This window comes from Rickettsiella endosymbiont of Rhagonycha lignosa, assembly GCF_964031165.1.
Lineage (GTDB): Bacteria > Pseudomonadota > Gammaproteobacteria > Diplorickettsiales > Diplorickettsiaceae > Aquirickettsiella.
The window spans coordinates 468889-488546 of sequence record NZ_OZ035011.1; the positions used below are offsets into that span (position 1 = coordinate 468889).

The 19658-nt window shown below is 37.6% G+C and carries 14 protein-coding genes, 1 tRNA gene and 1 other RNA gene; 4 read left to right on the top strand and 12 right to left on the bottom strand.

The features are described from left to right. Positions 1-37: 37 nt before the first annotated feature. The 5 genes from recR to AAHI99_RS02200 all read right to left on the bottom strand — a co-directional run bounded on the left by recR (position 38) and on the right by AAHI99_RS02200 (position 3008). Positions 38-634, bottom strand: coding sequence for a recombination mediator RecR (recR, locus tag AAHI99_RS02180; RefSeq protein WP_339051116.1), 597 nt, complete (start codon positions 632-634; stop codon positions 38-40). Between the two features lie 30 nt (positions 635-664). Further along, a complete protein-coding gene (locus AAHI99_RS02185) occupies positions 665-1006 on the bottom strand; it encodes a YbaB/EbfC family nucleoid-associated protein (protein ID WP_342228047.1) in 342 nt (113 codons plus the stop codon). A 50-nt stretch (positions 1007-1056) separates the two neighbouring features. Continuing rightward, entirely contained in the window at positions 1057-2622 is a 1566-nt protein-coding gene (gene dnaX, locus AAHI99_RS02190) for a DNA polymerase III subunit gamma/tau (RefSeq protein ID WP_342228048.1), read from the bottom strand. A gap of 189 nt (positions 2623-2811) precedes the next feature. Further along, positions 2812-2908: signal recognition particle sRNA small type (ffs, locus tag AAHI99_RS02195), an RNA gene on the bottom strand. A gap of 10 nt (positions 2909-2918) precedes the next feature. After that, positions 2919-3008 (bottom strand) — tRNA-Ser (locus tag AAHI99_RS02200). Between the two features lie 153 nt (positions 3009-3161). Here AAHI99_RS02200 and AAHI99_RS02205 point away from each other — a divergent pair. Next, positions 3162-4748 carry a peptide chain release factor 3 gene (locus AAHI99_RS02205; RefSeq protein ID WP_342228049.1) on the top strand — a complete coding sequence of 529 codons (1587 nt, stop codon included), beginning with the start codon at positions 3162-3164 and terminating at the stop codon, positions 4746-4748. Between the two features lie 172 nt (positions 4749-4920). After that, positions 4921-6153, top strand: coding sequence for a response regulator (locus AAHI99_RS02210; RefSeq protein WP_342228050.1), 1233 nt, complete (start codon positions 4921-4923; stop codon positions 6151-6153). On the opposite strand, the gene minC is transcribed toward AAHI99_RS02210, so the two are convergent. Beyond that, entirely contained in the window at positions 6150-6866 is a 717-nt protein-coding gene (gene minC, locus AAHI99_RS02215; RefSeq protein WP_342228051.1) for a septum site-determining protein MinC, read from the bottom strand. The genes AAHI99_RS02210 and minC overlap by 4 nt on opposite strands. Positions 6867-6964: 98 nt before the next feature. Here minC and AAHI99_RS02220 point away from each other — a divergent pair, with 98 nt between their 5' ends. Together AAHI99_RS02220 and AAHI99_RS02225 are read left to right on the top strand one after the other, a co-directional pair. Further along, entirely contained in the window at positions 6965-8626 is a 1662-nt protein-coding gene (locus tag AAHI99_RS02220) for an AMP-binding protein (RefSeq protein WP_342228052.1), read from the top strand. A 175-nt stretch (positions 8627-8801) separates the two neighbouring features. Continuing rightward, positions 8802-10478 carry a hypothetical protein gene (locus tag AAHI99_RS02225; protein WP_342228053.1) on the top strand — a complete coding sequence of 559 codons (1677 nt, stop codon included), beginning with the start codon at positions 8802-8804 and terminating at the stop codon, positions 10476-10478. 67 nt (positions 10479-10545) lie between these two features. On the opposite strand, the gene AAHI99_RS02230 is transcribed toward AAHI99_RS02225, so the two are convergent. From AAHI99_RS02230 to AAHI99_RS02255, 6 genes are all read right to left on the bottom strand, one after another. After that, positions 10546-11958 (bottom strand): ATP-binding protein, encoded by a 1413-nt coding sequence (locus AAHI99_RS02230; RefSeq protein WP_342228054.1) that lies wholly within the window; start codon positions 11956-11958, stop codon positions 10546-10548. Then, entirely contained in the window at positions 11958-12629 is a 672-nt protein-coding gene (locus tag AAHI99_RS02235) for a response regulator transcription factor (RefSeq protein WP_339051129.1), read from the bottom strand. The genes AAHI99_RS02230 and AAHI99_RS02235 overlap by 1 nt, the downstream gene beginning before the upstream one ends. 334 nt (positions 12630-12963) lie before the next feature. Next, on the bottom strand, positions 12964-14994 hold the full coding sequence (gene ligA / locus AAHI99_RS02240) for an NAD-dependent DNA ligase LigA (protein WP_342228055.1): 2031 nt from the start codon (positions 14992-14994) through the stop codon (positions 12964-12966). Next, complete coding sequence (locus AAHI99_RS02245; RefSeq protein ID WP_342228056.1) at positions 14987-15628, bottom strand: cell division protein ZipA C-terminal FtsZ-binding domain-containing protein; 642 nt, start codon at positions 15626-15628, stop codon at positions 14987-14989. The genes ligA and AAHI99_RS02245 overlap by 8 nt, the downstream gene beginning before the upstream one ends. Then, the gene (gene smc / locus AAHI99_RS02250; RefSeq protein ID WP_342228057.1) at positions 15628-19170 is read right to left on the bottom strand and encodes a chromosome segregation protein SMC; all 3543 of its coding nucleotides are present in this window, start codon (positions 19168-19170) and stop codon (positions 15628-15630) included. Before smc ends, AAHI99_RS02245 begins: the two co-directional genes overlap by 1 nt. 184 nt (positions 19171-19354) lie before the next feature. Continuing rightward, a complete protein-coding gene (locus AAHI99_RS02255; protein WP_342228058.1) occupies positions 19355-19594 on the bottom strand; it encodes a glycine zipper 2TM domain-containing protein in 240 nt (79 codons plus the stop codon). Positions 19595-19658 lie beyond the last annotated feature (64 nt).

Genomic DNA, 19658 nt, shown 5'->3' on the forward strand with positions numbered 1-19658 from the left:
CTGAATATTCAAGTTTTTATATTTAGTCAGGTATAAGTTAAACGGTTACGCGTGCAAATAGGGATCGAGCTAGTGTATGATTATCAATAAACTCTAGCTCGCTACCTAATGGAACACCATGCGCAATGCGGCTGATCTTAATCCCTTTTTGTTTAATCAATTCAGTGAGGTAGTGCGCTGTTGCTTCGCCTTCTACGGTGGGATTAGTCGCTAAAATAATTTCTTGTGGCGGCTGCGTATTAATACGATGAACAAAATGTTTTATACCTAACTCTTCAGGGCCTATGCCATCGAGTGGTGACAAGCGGCCCATCAGAACAAAATAATAACCACGATAGCTGGCCGTTTGCTCGATAGCGAGTACATCAACCGGTGTTTCAACCACACAGAGTAGACTAGTATCTCGATTTGGGCTTGAACATAATGTACAAATAGGTGTTTCGCTTAAGCTTCGACATTGTTCGCAATTTCCAACTTCTTGAATCGCTTGTTCTATAATTTTTGCTAATGCTGAACCATCCGCGCGTGCTCTTTCTAGTAAATGAAAGACCATGCGCTGAGCAGATTTAGGTCCTACTCCTGGCAAGCAACAAAATTGTGCGATCATTTGTGTGATCAAAGGGCTAAATGCCATATCGATTTACACCTATTTTCTTTAGCGTACTTATTCAGTTGTTGTCGTTGCGATATCGCTGCTAAATTTAGTTTGCATAAGACTGGTTAAGTCATTTAATTTTTGACGTGATGCTTGTTCAATTTCTTTTAATGCGGCATTAAATGCACCTACCAGCAATTCTTCGACAAATTCTTTCGGTTCCTTTAACGAAGCGGGATCTAGCCAAATGGACTTCACCGTATGTCGGCCATCCATTTCAACTTTAACCATACCGCCACCTGCTTCTCCGGTAACCACGATTTGTGCTAATTCGGCTTGAGCAGATTGCATCTTGGACTGCATGTCTTGGGCTTGTTTTAAAAGCGTGTCTAGGTCAACTTTCATATTCATCTTATTTTCCTCTTTGTAGGTTCACTTTATTGGTAAATATACAGAGATATTCAATCTTCATCCAGAAGCTGAATAGACTCAGGCTGTAGTTTAGCATCAAATGTCTGCATAATCGCTTGAATAGTAGGATCTTCTTGTAATGCGGCTGCCGTTTGTTCTAAACGTTGTGATTTGTACTGTTGTTCCAGACGTGCGGGAGTCGATAAATCGACATCACCGAGAATAATCGCTAATGTGGTGGGTTGCTTGAAATAGTCTGAAAGTACTTGCGTTAACTTGGCTTCTTGTTTAACACTGCGAAGTGCGGCTTGTCTAGGGTCTAAGCATAAAGAAATGTGGTTGTCTTGATAAGACTGTAAAGCACACTGCTGGGCGAGGGCATAGGTTAAGCCCGTTAAGTTTAATTGTTTGATAAGTGTAGGCCAGTGCAAGTTCTTTTGTTGCTTTTGTTCTATTACTTGCTCTATCTTGCGCGCAGCGTTGTGTTTTTTTTCTGTCACAATCGGTTGAATTGATTTTGTTAAGTGGTGCTCAGTCTGTTCAATCCCAGGTTTAAAAGCGAGTAGCCTAAGCAACATCATCTCAAAGCCTAGTCGAGGAGTGGGTGCCAGCGTTAGATCACGTTGACTTAATAAAACAATTTGGTAATAAAGTTGAATGTCTTCAGGTGAAAGTTTTTTGGCTAAATTAATAACAGCCTGGGGATAGTTAGTTTCGGTCTTAAACCGTTGACTCAGCGCCATATCATGTAAAAAAGTAATGAGCTCATCAATAACCCATGAAAAATCTACAGCGAGCTCGTTTAAGCTTTCGACTAAAGACCAAAGCTGCGTAGTATCTTCTAAAATTAATGCTTCAAGTAACCTAGTTACTTCGGTGTTAGCGACATGGCCGAGTAAGGTATTGATATCCTGTTTGGTAAGATTTTGATTGGTATAAGCTATCGCTTGATCCAATAAACTTAATGCGTCACGTAAACTACCCCGTGCCGCTTGCGCAAGTGGTGATAGCGCAGCGAGTTCATAAGGAATATTTTCATTTTTTAGTACGTTAGCGAGATGGTCGCTGATTTGCGCCGCTGAAATAATTTTTAAATGAAACTGTAGACACCGCGAAAGTATCGTGGCGGGTAAACGTTGCGGATCAGTCGTTGCTAATAAAAAAACGACATGGGGTGGAGGTTCTTCGAGAGTTTTTAATAAGGCATTAAAACTATGTGAAGAAAGCATATGCACTTCGTCAATAAGATATATTTTATAGCGGCCTTGGCTGGGTGCATAGTGAACATCAGCCAATAGATCACGTGTATCCTCTACTTTGGTGCGTGATGCAGCATCTACTTCAATGAGATCGGTAAAACGATTCGTATTAATCGCAAGGCATGTTGCACATTGATTACAAGGTTCAGGTGTGATCTTGGTTTGACAATTTAAACATTTAGCAAGTAAACGTGCTAAGGTTGTTTTCCCAACCCCGCGCGTGCCCGTAAAAAGGTAAGCATGATGAATTCGTTGCGTATTCAATGCATTTTTTAGGATGCGGCAAGTAGATTCTTGACCAATTAGCTGATCGAATGATTGAGGCCGATATTTTCGCGCAAGGACTTGATAACTCATAAGAACCACCTTGATCCAATCATCAGATCTTTATAGACCACTTGCATAATCTGCGTGCTAGACTTGATTTCATCGTTAAACGCTAGTCTACGGTCCTCATTTACTCATGTAAACTCCCGGTCCTCGACTATCGTTTGCCTCGAACTCAAGCCCATCACTGGGGTTATGCAAGAGGTCTAATGGAGGCGGTTATAGCAGCCACACCTCGGCACCCACATGGACAACTACCGCTGCTTCCTTCCGGATCTGACGGGGTTCGCTGCTTTGTGTTGCGAAGGGACCGATATAACCACCATTGGCGGAGAGAGCGGGATTCGAACCCGCGGTAGGGATAAACCTACACACACTTTCCAGGCGTGCTCCTTAAGCCGCTCGGACACCTCTCCCAGAAAGTTGCCAGGTTAAACTAGAATACTTAATTTGGCAATTAGCATTATCAAGGAATTGGTGAATTAGATGAAAACAGCAACGCAATTTCGTATACAATAACATCCCCTTTAAAATAATGGTTATTTTTAATATTTAATTCATGGGTTCTTATGTCAGACGCATCGTATCCGGAAGAAATTTTATCTAGAAGAACATTTGCAATTATCTCTCATCCGGATGCGGGTAAGACGACATTGACAGAAAAACTTTTGTTGTGGGGAGGTGTCATACAACTTGCGGGGACGGTTAAAGCGCGTAAAGCCGCACACCATGCTACTTCCGATTGGATGGCTTTAGAAAAAGAACGAGGAATTTCTGTCACGACTTCAGTGATGCAATTTCCATATCAAGCGTGTATTTTTAATTTACTAGATACACCAGGCCATGCGGATTTCTCTGAAGATACCTATCGTACGTTAACGGCAGTCGATTCTGCGTTAATGGTAATTGATGCGGCCAAAGGTGTGGAACCGCGTACAAAAAAATTATTAGAAATTTGTCGTTTACGGCAGATCCCCATTTTGACTTTTATAAATAAAATGGATAGAGAAGCGCGTACGCCCATTGAGTTATTAGATGATATTGAATCGACTCTCGGGATTGCCTGTGCGCCGATCACTTGGCCTATAGGTATGGGAAAACAATTTAAGGGTATCTATCATACCTTAGAGGACAAAGTTTATTTTTATGCACCTTCAAGTAATTTAAAGCGTAAAGAGAGTGAATGTTTTACAGGTCTTAATCGGCCTGAGGTAAAAGAACGAGTCGGCGTTTTATTTGATGAATTACAAGATGAATTGGCGCTGATTAGGGGGGCGAGTGCAAATTTCAATGAGCGAGATTATCTTGCAGGAAAGTTAACACCGGTTTTTTTTGGCTCAGCGATTAATAATTTTGGCGTACAAGAACTATTAGCTGCGTTTGTGAAATATGCACCCTGTCCTCAGCCAAGACGAACTGATGTTCGAGTTGTGTATCCACAAGAACCTAACTTCAGCGGATTTATATTTAAAATTCAGGCGAATATGGATCCAGCGCATCGAGATCGCGTTGCCTTCTTGCGTTTATGTTCTGGAAAATACACACCAGGTATGAAAATATTTCATGTCCGCACACAGCGTGAGGTCATGGTACATAATGCACTGACTTTTATGGCAGGTGACAGAGTGAGAGCCGAAGAAGCATGGCCAGGCGATATTATTGGTTTACATAATCATGGCACGATACAGATAGGTGATAGTTTTACCATGGGTGAGACGTTAAAATTCACTGGCATTCCCTCGTTTTCACCGGAATTATTTCAACGAGTTCGTCTAAAAGATCCATTAAAATCTAAAGCACTATTAAAAGGATTGATGCAATTATCTGAAGAAGGAGCAATACAGATATTTAAACCGTTGAACAGTAGTGAATTAATTTTAGGGGCAGTGGGAGTTTTGCAATTTGATGTGGTGGCTTACCGATTAAAACATGAATATAGAGTAGAGTGTGCCTATGAAGCAGTTAATATCGTGGCGGCGCGTTGGGTAAGCGCGGACGATAATAAGCAATTAAAAGAATTTCAACATCGAGTATCTTTAAACTTATCCCATGATGCTAAAGAAAATCTGATTTATTTGGCACCGAGTCAGGTTAATTTAAAACTAACTATGGAACGCTGGCCAGATATTCAGTTTTCACAATTGAAGGAGATTTAAACTTTTCTAAGATATTTTTCGCACTTAAGTTTTTGTCTGTGTTACCGCTCAATTCGCAATCCTTATGTATAAATAATACATTCCGGTTGCTTCACAACACGGTCCACTCCCAAAAAACCCAATTGCTGTGAATTTTGCCGCTTGAAGTACGCATGTCATAAAGGAAAAAAATATGAAAGAAGAAGCCTATCAGCATCTATTAGCAACGATTGTCAAAAATGCTAGACGTGCGGAAAATGCTAACCATGCAAAGTCGGATTTTATTTCAAATTTAAGTTATGAATTGCGTACCACCTTAGCTAACATTATTGGGATTGCGCAATTGTTAACTATGGATTGTTTACTGCCTACGCAACAACGTTATGTGACGGATATCCTTGAAGCATGTGAAACTATCTTGCCTGTAATGAACCGCATGTTGAATCTTTCTGAGTTAGAAACGCAACATATTGAATTGCAATCTTGTACTTTTAATTTAAAAAATTTGCTAGAAAAAGTGATTAGCCAATTATCCTATCAGGCAGGGATGCGTGGGTTACAGTTAATTCTCGATTATCCGAAAGATATTCCACTAATCTGGATAGGCGATCCGAATTTGATTTACCATATCTTGTTTCATTTAAGCAGTCATGCCTTAATTAATACCGAACAAGGTATTGTTATTATACAAGTTGTTAGCCTTATAAAAGAATCTGCTGCGCTGCACACCGAAATTATATGCAGTATTAAAGATACTGGAAAAGGGATGGATGAAGCTGAATTATTAGAATTAAATACCTGCTTTAAGCAATTTAATCCTCAGAAAAACCGCCGTTATAGGACATTTAATTTAGGTTTAGCTATTATCTTAAGTTATCTGCGCGTATTAAAAGCGACGTTAAAAGTTGAAAGTACGCTTGGAAAAGGAAGTCATTATATTTGTCGCATTCCTTTGCATGAACTTAAAGAAGAGCCGCGTGTTGAAACAAGAGGAACAGAAAAAAATAACTTGGCTATTTTTAATGATGTAACATTACGCATCTTGGTGGTAGAGGATAATAAAATTATTCAGCGTATTTATCGTTTGCTGTTGGAACGAAAAGAAATACTTTACGATATCGCGAGTAATGCTGAAATGGCTTTAAATTATTATATGCAAAATCACTACGATCTTATTCTCCTCGATATCGCTTTGCCGGATAGCGATGGTATTGCTATTACTCAGATAATTCGACAACAGGAAACAGATAAAGAACATATTCCTATTATTGCATTAACGGCTTACGGTCAACCAGCGGATCAACAGCAATTTCTTCAAGCCGGTATCGATGAGGTATTGGTTAAACCTATTAAGGTAGAACAAATGGATGATCTATTGGAAAAATGGATACTACTTAAAAGTAGTGAATGTTTAGATCTAACTTAAGCAAGTTGTTTTATTTGTAAACGTTCTTGATATAAAAAAATTTGTACACTGCCTTTATTTAGTGTTTGTTGTAAATCCTGCAAATCTTCACTTAACCAATAATGACCAGCAATCGCTACGAGCTCAGCTTCTAAGTTTTGACAAAAAATATGTGCGTGCTGATTTCCAGAAACTCCTGCTAATGCTCGACCTTTTAATCGACCATAAATATGGATGTTGCCATCGGCTAATAATTCTGCTCCCGGGCTGACGGAAGCAATTACAATTAAATCACTATTTTTTGCATAGATCTGTTGACCCGAGCGCACTGGCTGAGTAATCAACTTAGAGTTAATAGCAGGTGTCGGCGTATTTGGCTTAGACGGGGTCTCGTTAGCTTCTGTTTTTATATTAGCGAGGATGGCAAGCCCTGATTGTATCGCAAATGTTTGCTGCTCAGCACTGCCACCGCGTATTCCGACAGGAATTAAACCGTAGCCGCGTAAACAGCTAATAAGAGCAGGAAAATCAATAGGCCCGGTTGCTGTAGATAAAGAAAATAAATCCAAAATAATGGGTAATTGCTGGAAAAAACGTGGAGTTTGCTCAACTAAAGGTTTTAATTGTTGATGAACCAATTGTGCGTCAGCGTTTAACAAATGAAAAGTTGTTAATGTGAATAGACTGGCTTTTAATTTAAAGGCTTCTTGTGATGTTCCCATCAAACTGTGCATAAATAGTCCACCTGGTCACTATAAAATGTCGAAACAAAATAGACATTATATACTAAAACTTAATAGGGAATGCTTGCCTTTAATTTTCTAGGTGGTGAATGATGGAAAAAATTTGGTTGAATCGTTACCAGCAACAAGTTCCTGCTGAGATCAATCCTGATATTTATCAATCACTTGATCGATTATTTACAGATGCTTGCAAAAAATTTCGTTCGCTACCTGCATTGAGTTTTTTTCAGCAAACGATTAGTTATGAGCAATGGTCTGACTTGAGTCGCTGCTTAGCTGCTTATTTACAGCAGCGATTAAAATTGAATAAAGGAACAAAAGTCGCGCTAATGTTACCGAATTGTCCACAATATATGATTTCGATTTTTGCAGTGCTGCAAGCAGGAATGGTAGTTACTAACGTAAATCCTTTTTATACCTTAACTGAATTTACCCAGCTAATGGAGCATTCTCAAGCGGAGGTATTAATTATATTAAAAAATTTTTTGCCCAATATAATCCAGACACTAAAAAACACATCTATAAAATATGTCATAACAACTCATTTAGGTGATATGCTCACTTGGCCGCGGAATTGGATAGTCAATGTTTCTGCTGATTGGTTGATAAAAAACCAAAAACAAAAAAATCCGACCATTCATCTAATCGATTTCTTAGTGGCCATTAAATTTGGTCAGAATTTAACATTTTCAACGGTTGCAATCCAAAGAGAAGATCTTGCTTTTCTACAATATACTGGCGGTACTACAGGAGTTCCTAAGGGTGCGATGCTAACCCACCGTAACATGTTAGCCAATATAGAGCAGTTAACAGCGTGGGTTAGACCTATTTTGTATGAAGGCCAAGAAACATTTATTACCGCTTTACCGTTGTATCATATTTTTTCTTTGATGGTTAACGGTTTGATGTGTGTACGATTAGGCGGTAAGAATTGTTTAATTCCTGATGCACGTAATATAAAACAGCTGATTCAGGTACTTGCAAACACACCATTTAGTACCTTGTTGGGCGTTAACACTTTATTTAAAGCGCTTCTGAGGCATAAAGCCTTTACAAAATTAGATTTTACGAATTTAAAGATTGCTTTAGGAGGTGGCGCCCCAATTCAATCTACCGTTAAAATTTGCTGGAAGCAAATAACCGGAAAGTTATTATTAGAAGGTTATGGGCTGACTGAAGCATCTCCTGTAGTCTGCGCTCCACCTTGGGATTTAGTAATAGCCGGCGATCATGTCGGCTTACCACTTCCTTCGACAGATATTCGTCTCTGCGATGATAAAAAAAATGAGGTAAGGATAGGTGAAATAGGTGAATTGTGCGTAAAAGGTCCTCAAGTCATGCAAGATTATTGGATGCAAACGGCTGATATAGAATCTGCCTTAACATCAGACGGGTGGTTGTTCACCGGTGATTTAGCGCGTATTGATCATCAGGGCTTTGTGTTTATCGTCGGGCGAAAAAAAGAACTGATTTTAGTTTCAGGTTTCAATGTCTATCCTGAAGAAGTTGAACATGTTATTCAACAAAACCCAAAAGTTAAAGAGGTTGCAGTAATAGGAATACCATCCGATAAAACCGGTGAAGCGATTAAAGCCTTTGTGGTACGAAAAGATGAAAGCCTAAGCGCAGAAGAACTATTAAATTATTGCCGAGCTGCACTAACTGCTTATAAGTTACCATATGAAATTACATTTTTGAATCATCTGCCAAAATCCATGTTGGGAAAAATATTAAAAAAAGATTTGCATTAGATCTTTTTAATTAATTTCGTATTAAATATTTTTTAATTTTTAAATTTAAAATTTAAAATTTAAAATTTAAAATTTAAATTAAAAATTAAATTTTATTGACAATTTTATTTAATAAAAGTAGCCTACAATCTATAAAAAATAATACCCATAAAAAAATAATAAAAAGTAGGTATTTATGAAGATTAAAAAATTCGACGAATTATTAAATAATTATAATTCAAAATTAAATAAAATTTCTAAAACAGATATAGATTATAAAATTAAGATTAATTATGCTGTATTTATTTTTTTTAAAGAAATAAATAAATTAGATAAATCTTATATTAATTATTTTTTTAAGAATCTTGATAAGGAAAACATCGAAAAAAATGAGGTTCATAAAGACGCTTTAAACTATTTAATTCTATTAGTTATTAAAAATACGAGCACTACGGATCTATTTGTTAGATTTTTTCCTGAATATCTTGAAACAGAATCTGTTCAGAAATCAAATTGGGCAATAGTTCGTTGGTTGCAAATATTTATTTCTTGGATAATTAAACCTAAAACAAAACTTTGTAATTTAAAAGAGGCAAAAAAAATATTAAACGCTTTTAGAGATATAAAAGCACGTATAGATAATACGCGTAATGATTTATTAAATGTCCATTCGGAGCTAGTAAATTATACTGCACTTTCTCTCATTATAGAAAAAATATCTGAATACGAAATTACTTCGTTAGTTTATAGTCCCATCAATGAAGACTATGTATTTGAAGCATGGAATTCATCTTACAAAAAAAACATATACCTTGGAAATAATATTTCTGATTTCCATAAGGAACGTCTAGATATAGATATTTTACTTAAATATTTTAATAATCGAATTAAATTAATTTATAATTTAGATGAAAGAGAAATCCTATTAAAAGAAATAACTATATTGAAAGCTTTATTTTTCAAGGAAGAATTTTCTGTATTTGAAGAAAAAATTAATGAAATAATGAAATTTATAAAGAATAAGTCCGCTCATCAAAATGCAACTAAATTATTAGGCATCTATAATCTAATTGAAGGAATTAAGCAGCGATTTAAATTGATATATAAAGTAAATGCAGATGTAAATCTTATTGATTATCCACATTTAACCCCTCATTTTAAGCAATTATTAGATTTAACAATTTATAAAATTCAATTTTATTATGAATGTTATAAAGAAAATTTAGATAAGCAATATGAATTTTGTTTTGTAAGTAGTACTAACTTTTACGATATTTTAAATCACTTAGAATCGATTATTTATGTAGATAAAAATTTATTTATTAGCACTTTAAATGGTGGTTTTGATGCTACCGCTTTTACACGTTTATCGGTAGCCTTGAATACATTGCAACAGTGCGCTAAAGATCTTGAGGCTTGCACAGAAAGTATAGATCCGAATTCTTTAAAAAGTGACATGATTAAATTAAGTCAATTTATTTTAGGTGAAGTTTCATTTCTCGATACTGAGTTAGAAAAAGAAATTATGGCTATTAATTTTTCTAGGTCTTATGTTGATGAGGATGAAGCATGTGATACGGAGTGGGACGATGTCTCAGATACTTCTGAGATATCTTATGTTGAACAATTAGAGCAAGAAGAGAGCTTCAATAGAGACATTACAAGCATAGATAATCAATCAGACAGTGGCATTTCAGATGAAGATATATCTAATTTAGGTCCTACGCGACCAATTCAGCCACTTATTGCTACCCCATTTTGGCATGCTTCTAGTAGATCAGTGGATCAGTTTCGTCAATGCACAAGCGAAGCGTGCGACGACAATCCAGCTACATGGGCAAGCGCATATCTTTCGCACGCTATCACAGCATGAATTTTTTTTTGTTAATTAAAAAGATTGGGCATTATTACGATAATGCCTAATAGGGATAAAGTTACATTTATTTTGGAAAGCGAACTTCAACTTGGAGTCCGGTGCCTTCTTCAGGTGTATCTAATGCGATTGATCCTTTATGTAATTTTGCAATTTGTTCTACAATAGCAAGCCCTAAACCACTACCTTGTGCATTAGTTCCTAACACTCGAAAAAAGCGTTCAAATACACGCGCGCGTAATTTATCAGGAATACCCGAACCGTTATCTATTACTTGTAAGACAATGGAGTCAGACTTTTTAAAAATAAGTACCTTAATAATTCCTCCTATAGGGGTATAACGAATAGCATTATCGACAAGGTTGCGGATTAATACATGTAAGCCTGTAGTATTTCCTAACATCATATAGTCTGATTCTTTTGCGATTAATTCAATTTCTATCTGCTTGTGGATAGCTTGTGGTGCTAATTGAGCAATGACTTCAGCTGCTATACGTGACAAATTTACTTGTGTAAAGTGTTCCGGCATGATGGTTTCTGGACTTAAGCGACACAATGTCAGTAATTGTTGGATGATATGTGAACAACGATCAACACTGGCTATGACTTGCTTTAAGTGCATATAGCATTCTTGTGGATCGGTAGTTTTGAGAGCTACTTGTGCTTGAGTTTTTAAAGCAGCGAGAGGTGTATGTAATTCGTGAGCGGCATCCGCAGCAAAACGTTGCTCGCGTTCAAAAGCCTGTTGTAAACGTAAAAAAAGTTTATTCAATTCATCTACCAAAGGGCTTATTTCTACGGGCACTTCATTTAAATCAACGGGATCTAAGTGATCCGCAGCACGCTCAGTCATTTCTTTAGCAAAAAAACGGATACTTTTTAATCCGCTACCAATGATGAGCCAAATAAACATTCCTGATAAAGGATAAATAAAGAGAGTAAGGTAAGTATCACTGACTAACATGTCATGAATCATGGTATGACGCGCGGCGTATTGTTCCGCTAAAACTAAAATAATTCCGCGGTGGCTATCGTAAATAGTAAAAGTACGCCATTTTTTGCCATCGATAATTTTATCGCTGAGCCCTGGTTTACTGATGAGTGGCGCTGTCGGTGTTTTTTCTGAACTTAATAATAACTTGCCATCGCCATCCCATAATTGAAATTTATAACGTAATTGCTTTTGAGTGATGTCAGTTATATTAGAATGAGAATTAAAAGCGGAGTTTTTTTTAGGAATATAATTGTGGGTATTGAGTTGTGATTGAATGGCTCTAAGTGTTTCAGGTGTTAAGAAGCGTGGGTTATTAGTAACGGTTTTAAGGAGCGAGCCTGTTTCTACTAGTAAATTATCTAAACCCACATTAATAGCTTGGGTGTCTATATAATAGTTCCCAAAAGCAGTAATGATGATAGTAGCGATAACCGTGCTTAATAGATTAAACAATAAAAAACGTCTAATCGAAAAAATAGTAAACATTAATTGTTTTCCTTCTCGGCCATATAACCCACACCACGTATTGTTCGAATAAAGTTGGTATCGACTAGTTTTTTTCGTAAGTTATGGACATGCACTTCTAATGTATTACTATCAATTTCATCACCCCAGCCATAGAGGCATTGATTAAGCGAGTCGCGCGAGACAACATGGCCAGCATTTTCTAACAATTTTTGCAGTAAACTAAATTCACGACGCGACAGACTAATAGCCAATCCTTTGAGTGTGACGGTAAATGAGCTGGGGTCTAATTCGATATCGCGATACGTTAATAGAGGGGAAGCGCGATTGCTGGAGAAGCGTCGTTGTAAAGCCCGAATTCTGGCAGATAGTTCATCCAAGTCAAAAGGTTTAGTTAAGTAATCGTCAGCACCGCTATCTAAGCCCTTTATTCTATCTTCGATGGCATGGCGCGCTGTCAAGATGAGTACAGGCATAGTGATACCCGCTGCGCGCATCTCACGTAAAACACTTAACCCGGGTAGACCCGGTAAATTTAAATCAAGTAGGATGACATCAAATGTTTCTGTTTTGATAGAACTTAAGGCGGTTCGACCATCAGTGAGCCAATCAACTGTATAGCCATACTGTTTTAGACCTTTGTGAATCCCATCACCTAGTGCTCCATCATCTTCGATTAATAGAATACGCATAGTTTGCCTCATTATTGTTATTGTTTTTATATTCAGCATCGCATTGGAAGATGCGAAAATTTTTTATTATCGGGACCCCCGATTATTAATTAGCACACTTTGTGTAAAAATACCTTGTTGAGAATAGTCAGTATCGTTAAACCTCCATCGGAATCAGAAGCTAAAATGCATTAGTATAGGGAACAGTAAAACCAACGCTGATGCATAGATTCATACAAATTTTGAGCCAATAAACGGTATAGCCTAATAAATGTCAATTATAGTTGCCAGTTTTTGTTGATAATTTATACATAAGGACAAGCCTAAATGAATATTTATTACCAAAACGGTAATTTTACGATAAATTTGCTTTCTTTAATAGCTCTAGAAATTTATTTTCAGTCAGGATAGTAAGACCTAATTTTTTGGCACGGTTAAGTTTAGAGCCAGGGTCTTTGCCTATGATTACGTAATCGGTTTTTTTAGACACGCTAGAACTGACTTTTGCCCCGAGTTCTTGGAGTAAAGTGCTGGCTTGTTCACGACTTAATTCGGATAAGCTGCCGGTTAAAACGAAATTTTTTCCAGTTAAGAGGGATGGATGTTGTGGATTGTTAACGTCAGGTTTTGGCCAGGAAATCCCAGCGGCCAATAGATTTTTGATAACTTCAAGGTTGTGAGGTTCGCTAAAGAATTTTTTAACATGGGCCGCGACTACAGGGCCAATGTCGGGAATAGCTTTCAGGGATTCTTCATCCGCTTGCATGATGGATTTTAATTCTTGAAAATGTTGTGTAAGATTTAAAGCGGTTGTTATACCCACATCGCGTATTCCTAATCCATATAAGAATCGGCTTAAGCTAGTTTTTTTGCTCGCGCGTATAGCGTCGCATAATTTTCGAGCAGACTTTTCACCAAGATGCTCCAGATCGGCTAATTGTTCAGGGGTTAAATGATATAAGTCAGAAACATTTTTAATCAAATTAGTATCGACTAATTGATCAACCAGTTTATTGCCTAAACCTTCAATGTTCATGGCCTTGCGGGAGGCAAAATGTTTAATGGCTTCTTTTCGTTGTGCTGGGCAATAAAGCGCACCACTGCATCGTGCAGCAGATTCTGTTTCTAATTTGACGATATCTGAGCCACAGATAGGACAATGTTTAGGTAGTTTTAAGGCATAGCTGTTAACGGGTCTTTTTTCTTTAACGACACTGACGACTTCCGGAATAACATCTCCTGCTCTACGGATGATAACGGTATCACCTACACGTATGTCTTTACGTTTAACTTCGTCCATGTTATGTAAAGTGGCGTTGCTAATGGTAGCCCCACCAACAAATACAGGTTGTAATCGTGCTACCGGAGTTAATGCTCCGGTACGACCTACTTGAAACTCGATTGCGAGTACTTGCGTAAATTCTTCTTGAGCAGGAAATTTATGCGCCAATGCCCAGCGTGGGGCACGCGATACAAAGCCAAGCTGTTGTTGTAAGGCGATATTGTTTACTTTGTAGACAATCCCATCAATTTCATAGGGAAGTGTCGCACGTTGTTTTTCAATTTTATTATAATACGCTAAGCATGCGAGCACATTTTTGGCTGTTTGAGTTTGTGGGCAACGCGGTAAACCCCAATGTTTAAATTGGTTTAGAATTGCGGTGTGTGTAGACGCTATTTTGCCATCTTTAATTTGCCCGACACTATGTGTAAAAAAGGCTAATGAACGTTGAGCGGTAATTTTTGGATTTAACTGACGCAAACTTCCTGCTGCTGCATTACGTGGATTAACAAAAGTTTTTTCACCGGCGTCTTTTAGACGCTTGTTAAGTTGTTGAAAAGCTTTTTTGGGAATGTACACTTCTCCGCGAACTTCTAAGTAGGTGGGGTAATCTGAACCACGCAGGTGTAAGGGAATACTTAAAATTGTTCGGATATTTAAAGTAATATCTTCCCCAGTATTGCCATCGCCTCGAGTGGCGGCACAAGTTAATTGTCCTTTATAGTAGGTTAAGCTCACAGCAACACCATCTAATTTGGGCTCACAAGCATATTCTATTTCTTTCTTGGTATGTAGGCGTTCTTGTATACGCTTATTAAAGGCGAATACTTCTTTTTCAGAAAAAGCATTTTCTAAAGAAAGCATGGGGATAGTATGTTGGACTTGTTGAAAGGATGCTAATGGAGTGCTGCCAACACGTTGAGTAGGGGAGTCATTGCTAATAAGCTCGGGGTGTTGTTTTTCGAGATCTTCTAATTCACGAAAAAGCTTGTCGTAAGTTGCGTCACTGATTAATGGTTCATCGAGGATATGATAACGATAGTTGTGTTCGTTAATTTTTTTTTTAAGCTGAGCTATTTTTTTTATAATGCTATCGTTAGGCATAAGCATGAAGTTGAGAGTGATAACGCGTCAGATCGTCAATTGGTAGCAATTGACGATCGCATAATGTACCGCCTAAGTCTTGTGCGAGAGTTTGTGCTGTGTCCCACATTACATCAAATGCAGTCAGTGCGGATTTGACCTTATGAATTGACATAAATAGACATAATCCAGGGCACACTATTTCACCGGTATTATCTAAATCGAACGTTCCGGGTTCGATAGCCGAAGCTAGACTAAACAAAAGTTCTGTTTTGTTAAGAGGATCAGCATAAAAATGAAAAATATTCATTTTGCCATAATGAAAACCTGCGCTCGTTAATGTTTGAATGAGTTCATATCCTCGATAAGGTCTTTGTGTGGGAGCCATTAATTGTAAGATAATATAGTTATCAATGTCATGTTGAGTCGAGGTGTTTGTGTTTTCTTCATTTAGGCTTGATTTAGTTAAAGTAGGTTCAAGTCGCGATGTGGGTGGTTCGGTTTTAGATGGAGGCTGCGTTATTGAATGATCAGTATTTAAATTTATTTTTTCTTTTTTACTACGAAAATTTCCATGCCAAATAATAAGTATTAGGCCAAATACTCCCAGGAAAATAATGCTGGGTAAAATAATGAGTAAGTAGTCAATGTCCATTACGTGGGTACCTCCTCGGCCATAGCGATGGCTTTTTCTAGATCGACAGCGACCATCCGTGATACACCAGGTTCATGCATAGTTACACCTGCTAAGTGATGTGCCATTTCAATCGCTACTTTATTATGGCTAATAAAGATAAATTGTACTTCATTCGACATCTCTTTCACCAACTTACAAAATCTTAGAACATTCGTATCGTCTAAGGGGGCGTCAACTTCATCTAACATGCAAAAAGGAGCAGGATTTAGCTGGAAAAAAGAAAAGACTAAAGCAGTTGCGGTCAACGCTTTTTCTCCTCCGGAAAGAAGATGTATGGTGCTATTTCGTTTTCCTGGTGGTTGCGCCATGATGCAGATACCACTATTCAGCAAATCCGATTCTTGCAGTTGTAATGACGCAATACCACCGGAAAATAGTCTTGGAAATAATGTAGTAAAATTCTGATTGACCTTGTCAAAGGTCTCTTTAAAACGATTACGCGTTTCTTTATCCATTTTTTGAATGGCTGTTTGCAACATTTCTAAGGCGGCTGTTAAGTCTTTAAATTGGTCTTCTAAGTATTTTTCACGCTCAGAAACGAGTTGTTGTTCTTCTAAAGCAGCTAGATTAACTGCGCCTATCTGTTCAATACGCTGGGTTAATTTAGTGAGTTGTGCTTCACATTCTGCAATATCAATTTGCTCAGAAGGAATTTCTGCTAATAGTTTTTCCAGTTCATAACCTTCTTCTTGTAATTGTTCTTCTAAAGTTTTAGCGCGTACACGTAACTCTTGTGAAAATAAACGTTGTTGCTCTAAGGCATCACGATCTAAGTTAAGATTAGTTTCCAATGTTTGCAATTGGTCTTCAGTGTATTTAATTCTATTGTCGATGGTTTCTAATTGCGTTTGGCTTTCCTTAAGTTGTAAGCCAAGTTTATTTTTCTTATCGATATGATGATTGAGTTGTTGCTCAAGTGAGCTTATCGGGTTTTCAACAACGTTGAGGATTTTATGTAATTGGCTAAGACGTTGTTCTAATTGCAATTGTTGTTGTTTTACATTGGATAAATTGGCAAGTTCGACTTTTAATTGATGATCCGCCGCTTGTAAGTTTAACTCAAGTTGATGAAGTTCTGCTTCATAAGCTTTAGCGACACGCACTGATTCATTGAGTTGACTGTGTAGTGACTCTTTATTTTCCAAGTGTGTGAGTCGTTGATTCTCCATTTGCTGCAGCTGGTTATCTGCTATTTTTTGCTCTTCGCAGGTTTGCTGCAATTTTCCTTGCGTCGTTTCATTAAGTTGTTTGGTTTCTTGCAATTCTTGTTGTATCACTTGAATACGTTGTTTAGCTTGATTTATCTTCGCTTGTTGTACAGTTTGGCGTGCATTTAAATCTGCTTGTTGGGCAATTAATTCTGCATTGTGTTTTTGTTGTAGAGTTTGAGCATCTTCCAGTTCCTTTAATTGCTTTTGAGTGTGAAGAAAGTATGCTTGTTTCTTATCAAGCTGTTCTTGAATGTCTTGTTGTATTTTTTGTAGTTGAACTATTTCGCGTTCACGTTGTAATAAGCCTGCTTTATCATCACCTGCTGCAGTTAAACGAATCCAATGGTTACCTAAACAAACCCCTTCGCGTGTGATGATGGATTCATAGCTTTTTAATTGTTTGGTATGTTCCAGGGCTTCAGAAATAGTCTCTGCTACATAGACACCCGCTAATAAATGTTCGAGTGGCCACGGAGCTGTAAATTTACTGCTGATAGGCGCTAAGGCTAATTGATTCTGGAAGGTCGATGCAAAATGTTCACATGGCATCGATTTTGTCATTAAACTAACGGTATTCGGAGGTGGGTTAGTTAAAAAATCGTCTAAAGAATCCCGGTCGGTAAAACATACCGCTTGAATATGCTGATTTAAAGCAAGTTCTACAGCACGTTCCCAGCCTGATTCAACTTGCAATAGCTGAGCCAATCGAGGCTGCTCAGTTATATTATGCTTTTTAAACCATTGCAGTAAAGTATGTTCACGTTTGCCTAACGCTTCTTGTTGCAAGGCCATGAGTGAAGCATATTCGCCTTGAGTGATCTGTAAGCGGCTTTTTAATTGATCGAGTTCTTTAGTGACTTGTTGTAAATGAGAACGCTGCTCAAGAATTTGTTGAGCAATCTGTTCACGTTGTGTTTTACATTGAGTTTGTTTTTCTACAACTTGCGCTAAAACTTCGTTCAAATCTTCAGGTTGTTCATTCTGTGCGATTAAAATTTTAGATTGTTCATCGTGATCCTGCTGCAAACGTTCAATACGCAGGTTTAAAGTTTGTGATTGTTGTTGATGGTAATGGTTTTGTGTTGCAGCAGTATGTTGTTGTTGTTTTAGTTCAGAAAAAGAGGTTTGAATTTTTTCCCATTTTGTTTGCCATTCTACATAATTTTTTTCAGCTTCTTTTAGCAAAGATTGGCTTTGCTCAGTGGCTACTTGGAGTTCATTTTGTTTTTGTAGAAGTTCGCTAAGTGTTTGCTTGATTTGAATCTGATTAGTTTCGCTGGATTGACATTGCTGTTCAAGAACGAGTTTCTTTTTGCTTAAATCAGCTAGTTCCTGTTGATTTTGCTGAAGTTGTGTTGTTTGCGTACGTAAATTTTCTTCCAAACGTGTTATGTTATTGCCTAGTTGATAATATTCTGTTTGCAAACTACTACAATTTAGCCTTGCTTGAGTTTGTTGAGCACGATCAGTTACTATTTGTGCTGATAAATGCTGTTGTTCAAGTTGAGATGTGTGAAGTTGTTCTTCAACACATTGTATTTCAGTTAATTGAGTCTGTAGTTTTTTCTGAAAAGCTTGGTAGCGTAAGGTTTGTAGTTGAGCCTTTAGGAGCCGTTCTTCTTGCTTAAGTGTTTTATAGCGTTCTGCAGTATTGGCTTGTCGTTGTAAATGCTTAAGCTGCTTGCTAAGTTCTTCTCTTAAGTCATTTAAACGATTTAAATTTTCCTGTGTGTGTTCTAAGCGTAACTCAGTTTCACGACGCCGTTCTTTATATTTTGAGATACCGGCGGCTTCTTCGATGTAGGCGCGAAGTTCTTCGGGTTTAGCTTCTACTATTCGGGAAATCATACCTTGCTCAATGATGGCATAACTGCGCGGACCTAGGCCAGTGCCTAGGAAAATGTCACGAATATCGCGTCTGCGACAACGCGTACCATTAAGTGAATAGATTGATTGACCTTCACGTGTGATTTCACGTCGGATCGAAATTTGTGTGTAACTACTGTATTGCCCTCCTAGGCTTGCATCGGAGTTATCAAAATTTAGCTCAATTGCTGCTTTACCTAGAGGTTTACGGGTATGACAACCATTGAATATCACATCATCTAGCGATTGGCCACGGAGTTGCTTCGCAGAGCTTTCACCCATAACCCAGCGTATGGCATCGATAATATTCGATTTTCCACAGCCGTTGGGTCCTACGATAGCGGTAAGATTACTAGGAAAAGCCACCGTGGTGGGGTCAACAAAGGATTTGAATCCTGCTAATTTAATACTTTCAAGACGCATAGGGTATTAATATCGATTTAATATAGGCAAAAGTATAGCATTTATAGAAAATATAAAAGAACAATTAGCTGAATAATAACTAAAAATGAAAGTTTAACTAGTAAAAGAGGGAGATTTAATAAAAAAGCCTAAACATACGCTCATTTACGGGAACGTATATTTAGGCTTTGCAAGAAAATAGCTTCTAGTATCGATTGCCTGAACTACCTGCAAGGCTGCTTCCGGCTACTGCACCTAGTCCTGCACCGGCTATCGTAGCTATGGTTCTACCTGAACCACCACCAATTGTGTTACCTAGAAGACCACCTACTGCAGCACCACCTAAGCCACCGGCGACGCGTCTTTGATCAGGTGACATCGTATCACAAGCGGTAAGGCCTACTAATAAAACGCCTATTAAGACGAATGAATTAAATTTTTTCATATTATACCCCATGGAAAATGAAATAATTTTTGGACTTTACTCTTCGCACTTGAATTTTTGCCTG

Excerpts from the sequence above, each read along its gene's own strand:
- recR (WP_339051116.1), bottom strand. The coding sequence starts at position 634 with ATGGCATTTAGCCCTTTGATCACACAAATGATCGCACAATTTTGTTGC.
- AAHI99_RS02185 (WP_342228047.1), bottom strand. The coding sequence starts at position 1,006 with ATGAATATGAAAGTTGACCTAGACACGCTTTTAAAACAAGCCCAAGAC.
- dnaX (WP_342228048.1), bottom strand. The coding sequence starts at position 2,622 with ATGAGTTATCAAGTCCTTGCGCGAAAATATCGGCCTCAATCATTCGAT.
- AAHI99_RS02205 (WP_342228049.1), top strand. The coding sequence starts at position 3,162 with ATGTCAGACGCATCGTATCCGGAAGAAATTTTATCTAGAAGAACATTT.
- AAHI99_RS02210 (WP_342228050.1), top strand. The coding sequence starts at position 4,921 with ATGAAAGAAGAAGCCTATCAGCATCTATTAGCAACGATTGTCAAAAAT.
- minC (WP_342228051.1), bottom strand. The coding sequence starts at position 6,866 with ATGCACAGTTTGATGGGAACATCACAAGAAGCCTTTAAATTAAAAGCC.
- AAHI99_RS02220 (WP_342228052.1), top strand. The coding sequence starts at position 6,965 with ATGATGGAAAAAATTTGGTTGAATCGTTACCAGCAACAAGTTCCTGCT.
- AAHI99_RS02225 (WP_342228053.1), top strand. The coding sequence starts at position 8,802 with ATGAAGATTAAAAAATTCGACGAATTATTAAATAATTATAATTCAAAA.
- AAHI99_RS02230 (WP_342228054.1), bottom strand. The coding sequence starts at position 11,958 with ATGTTTACTATTTTTTCGATTAGACGTTTTTTATTGTTTAATCTATTA.
- AAHI99_RS02235 (WP_339051129.1), bottom strand. The coding sequence starts at position 12,629 with ATGCGTATTCTATTAATCGAAGATGATGGAGCACTAGGTGATGGGATT.
- ligA (WP_342228055.1), bottom strand. The coding sequence starts at position 14,994 with ATGCCTAACGATAGCATTATAAAAAAAATAGCTCAGCTTAAAAAAAAA.
- AAHI99_RS02245 (WP_342228056.1), bottom strand. The coding sequence starts at position 15,628 with ATGGACATTGACTACTTACTCATTATTTTACCCAGCATTATTTTCCTG.
- smc (WP_342228057.1), bottom strand. The coding sequence starts at position 19,170 with ATGCGTCTTGAAAGTATTAAATTAGCAGGATTCAAATCCTTTGTTGAC.
- AAHI99_RS02255 (WP_342228058.1), bottom strand. The coding sequence starts at position 19,594 with ATGAAAAAATTTAATTCATTCGTCTTAATAGGCGTTTTATTAGTAGGC.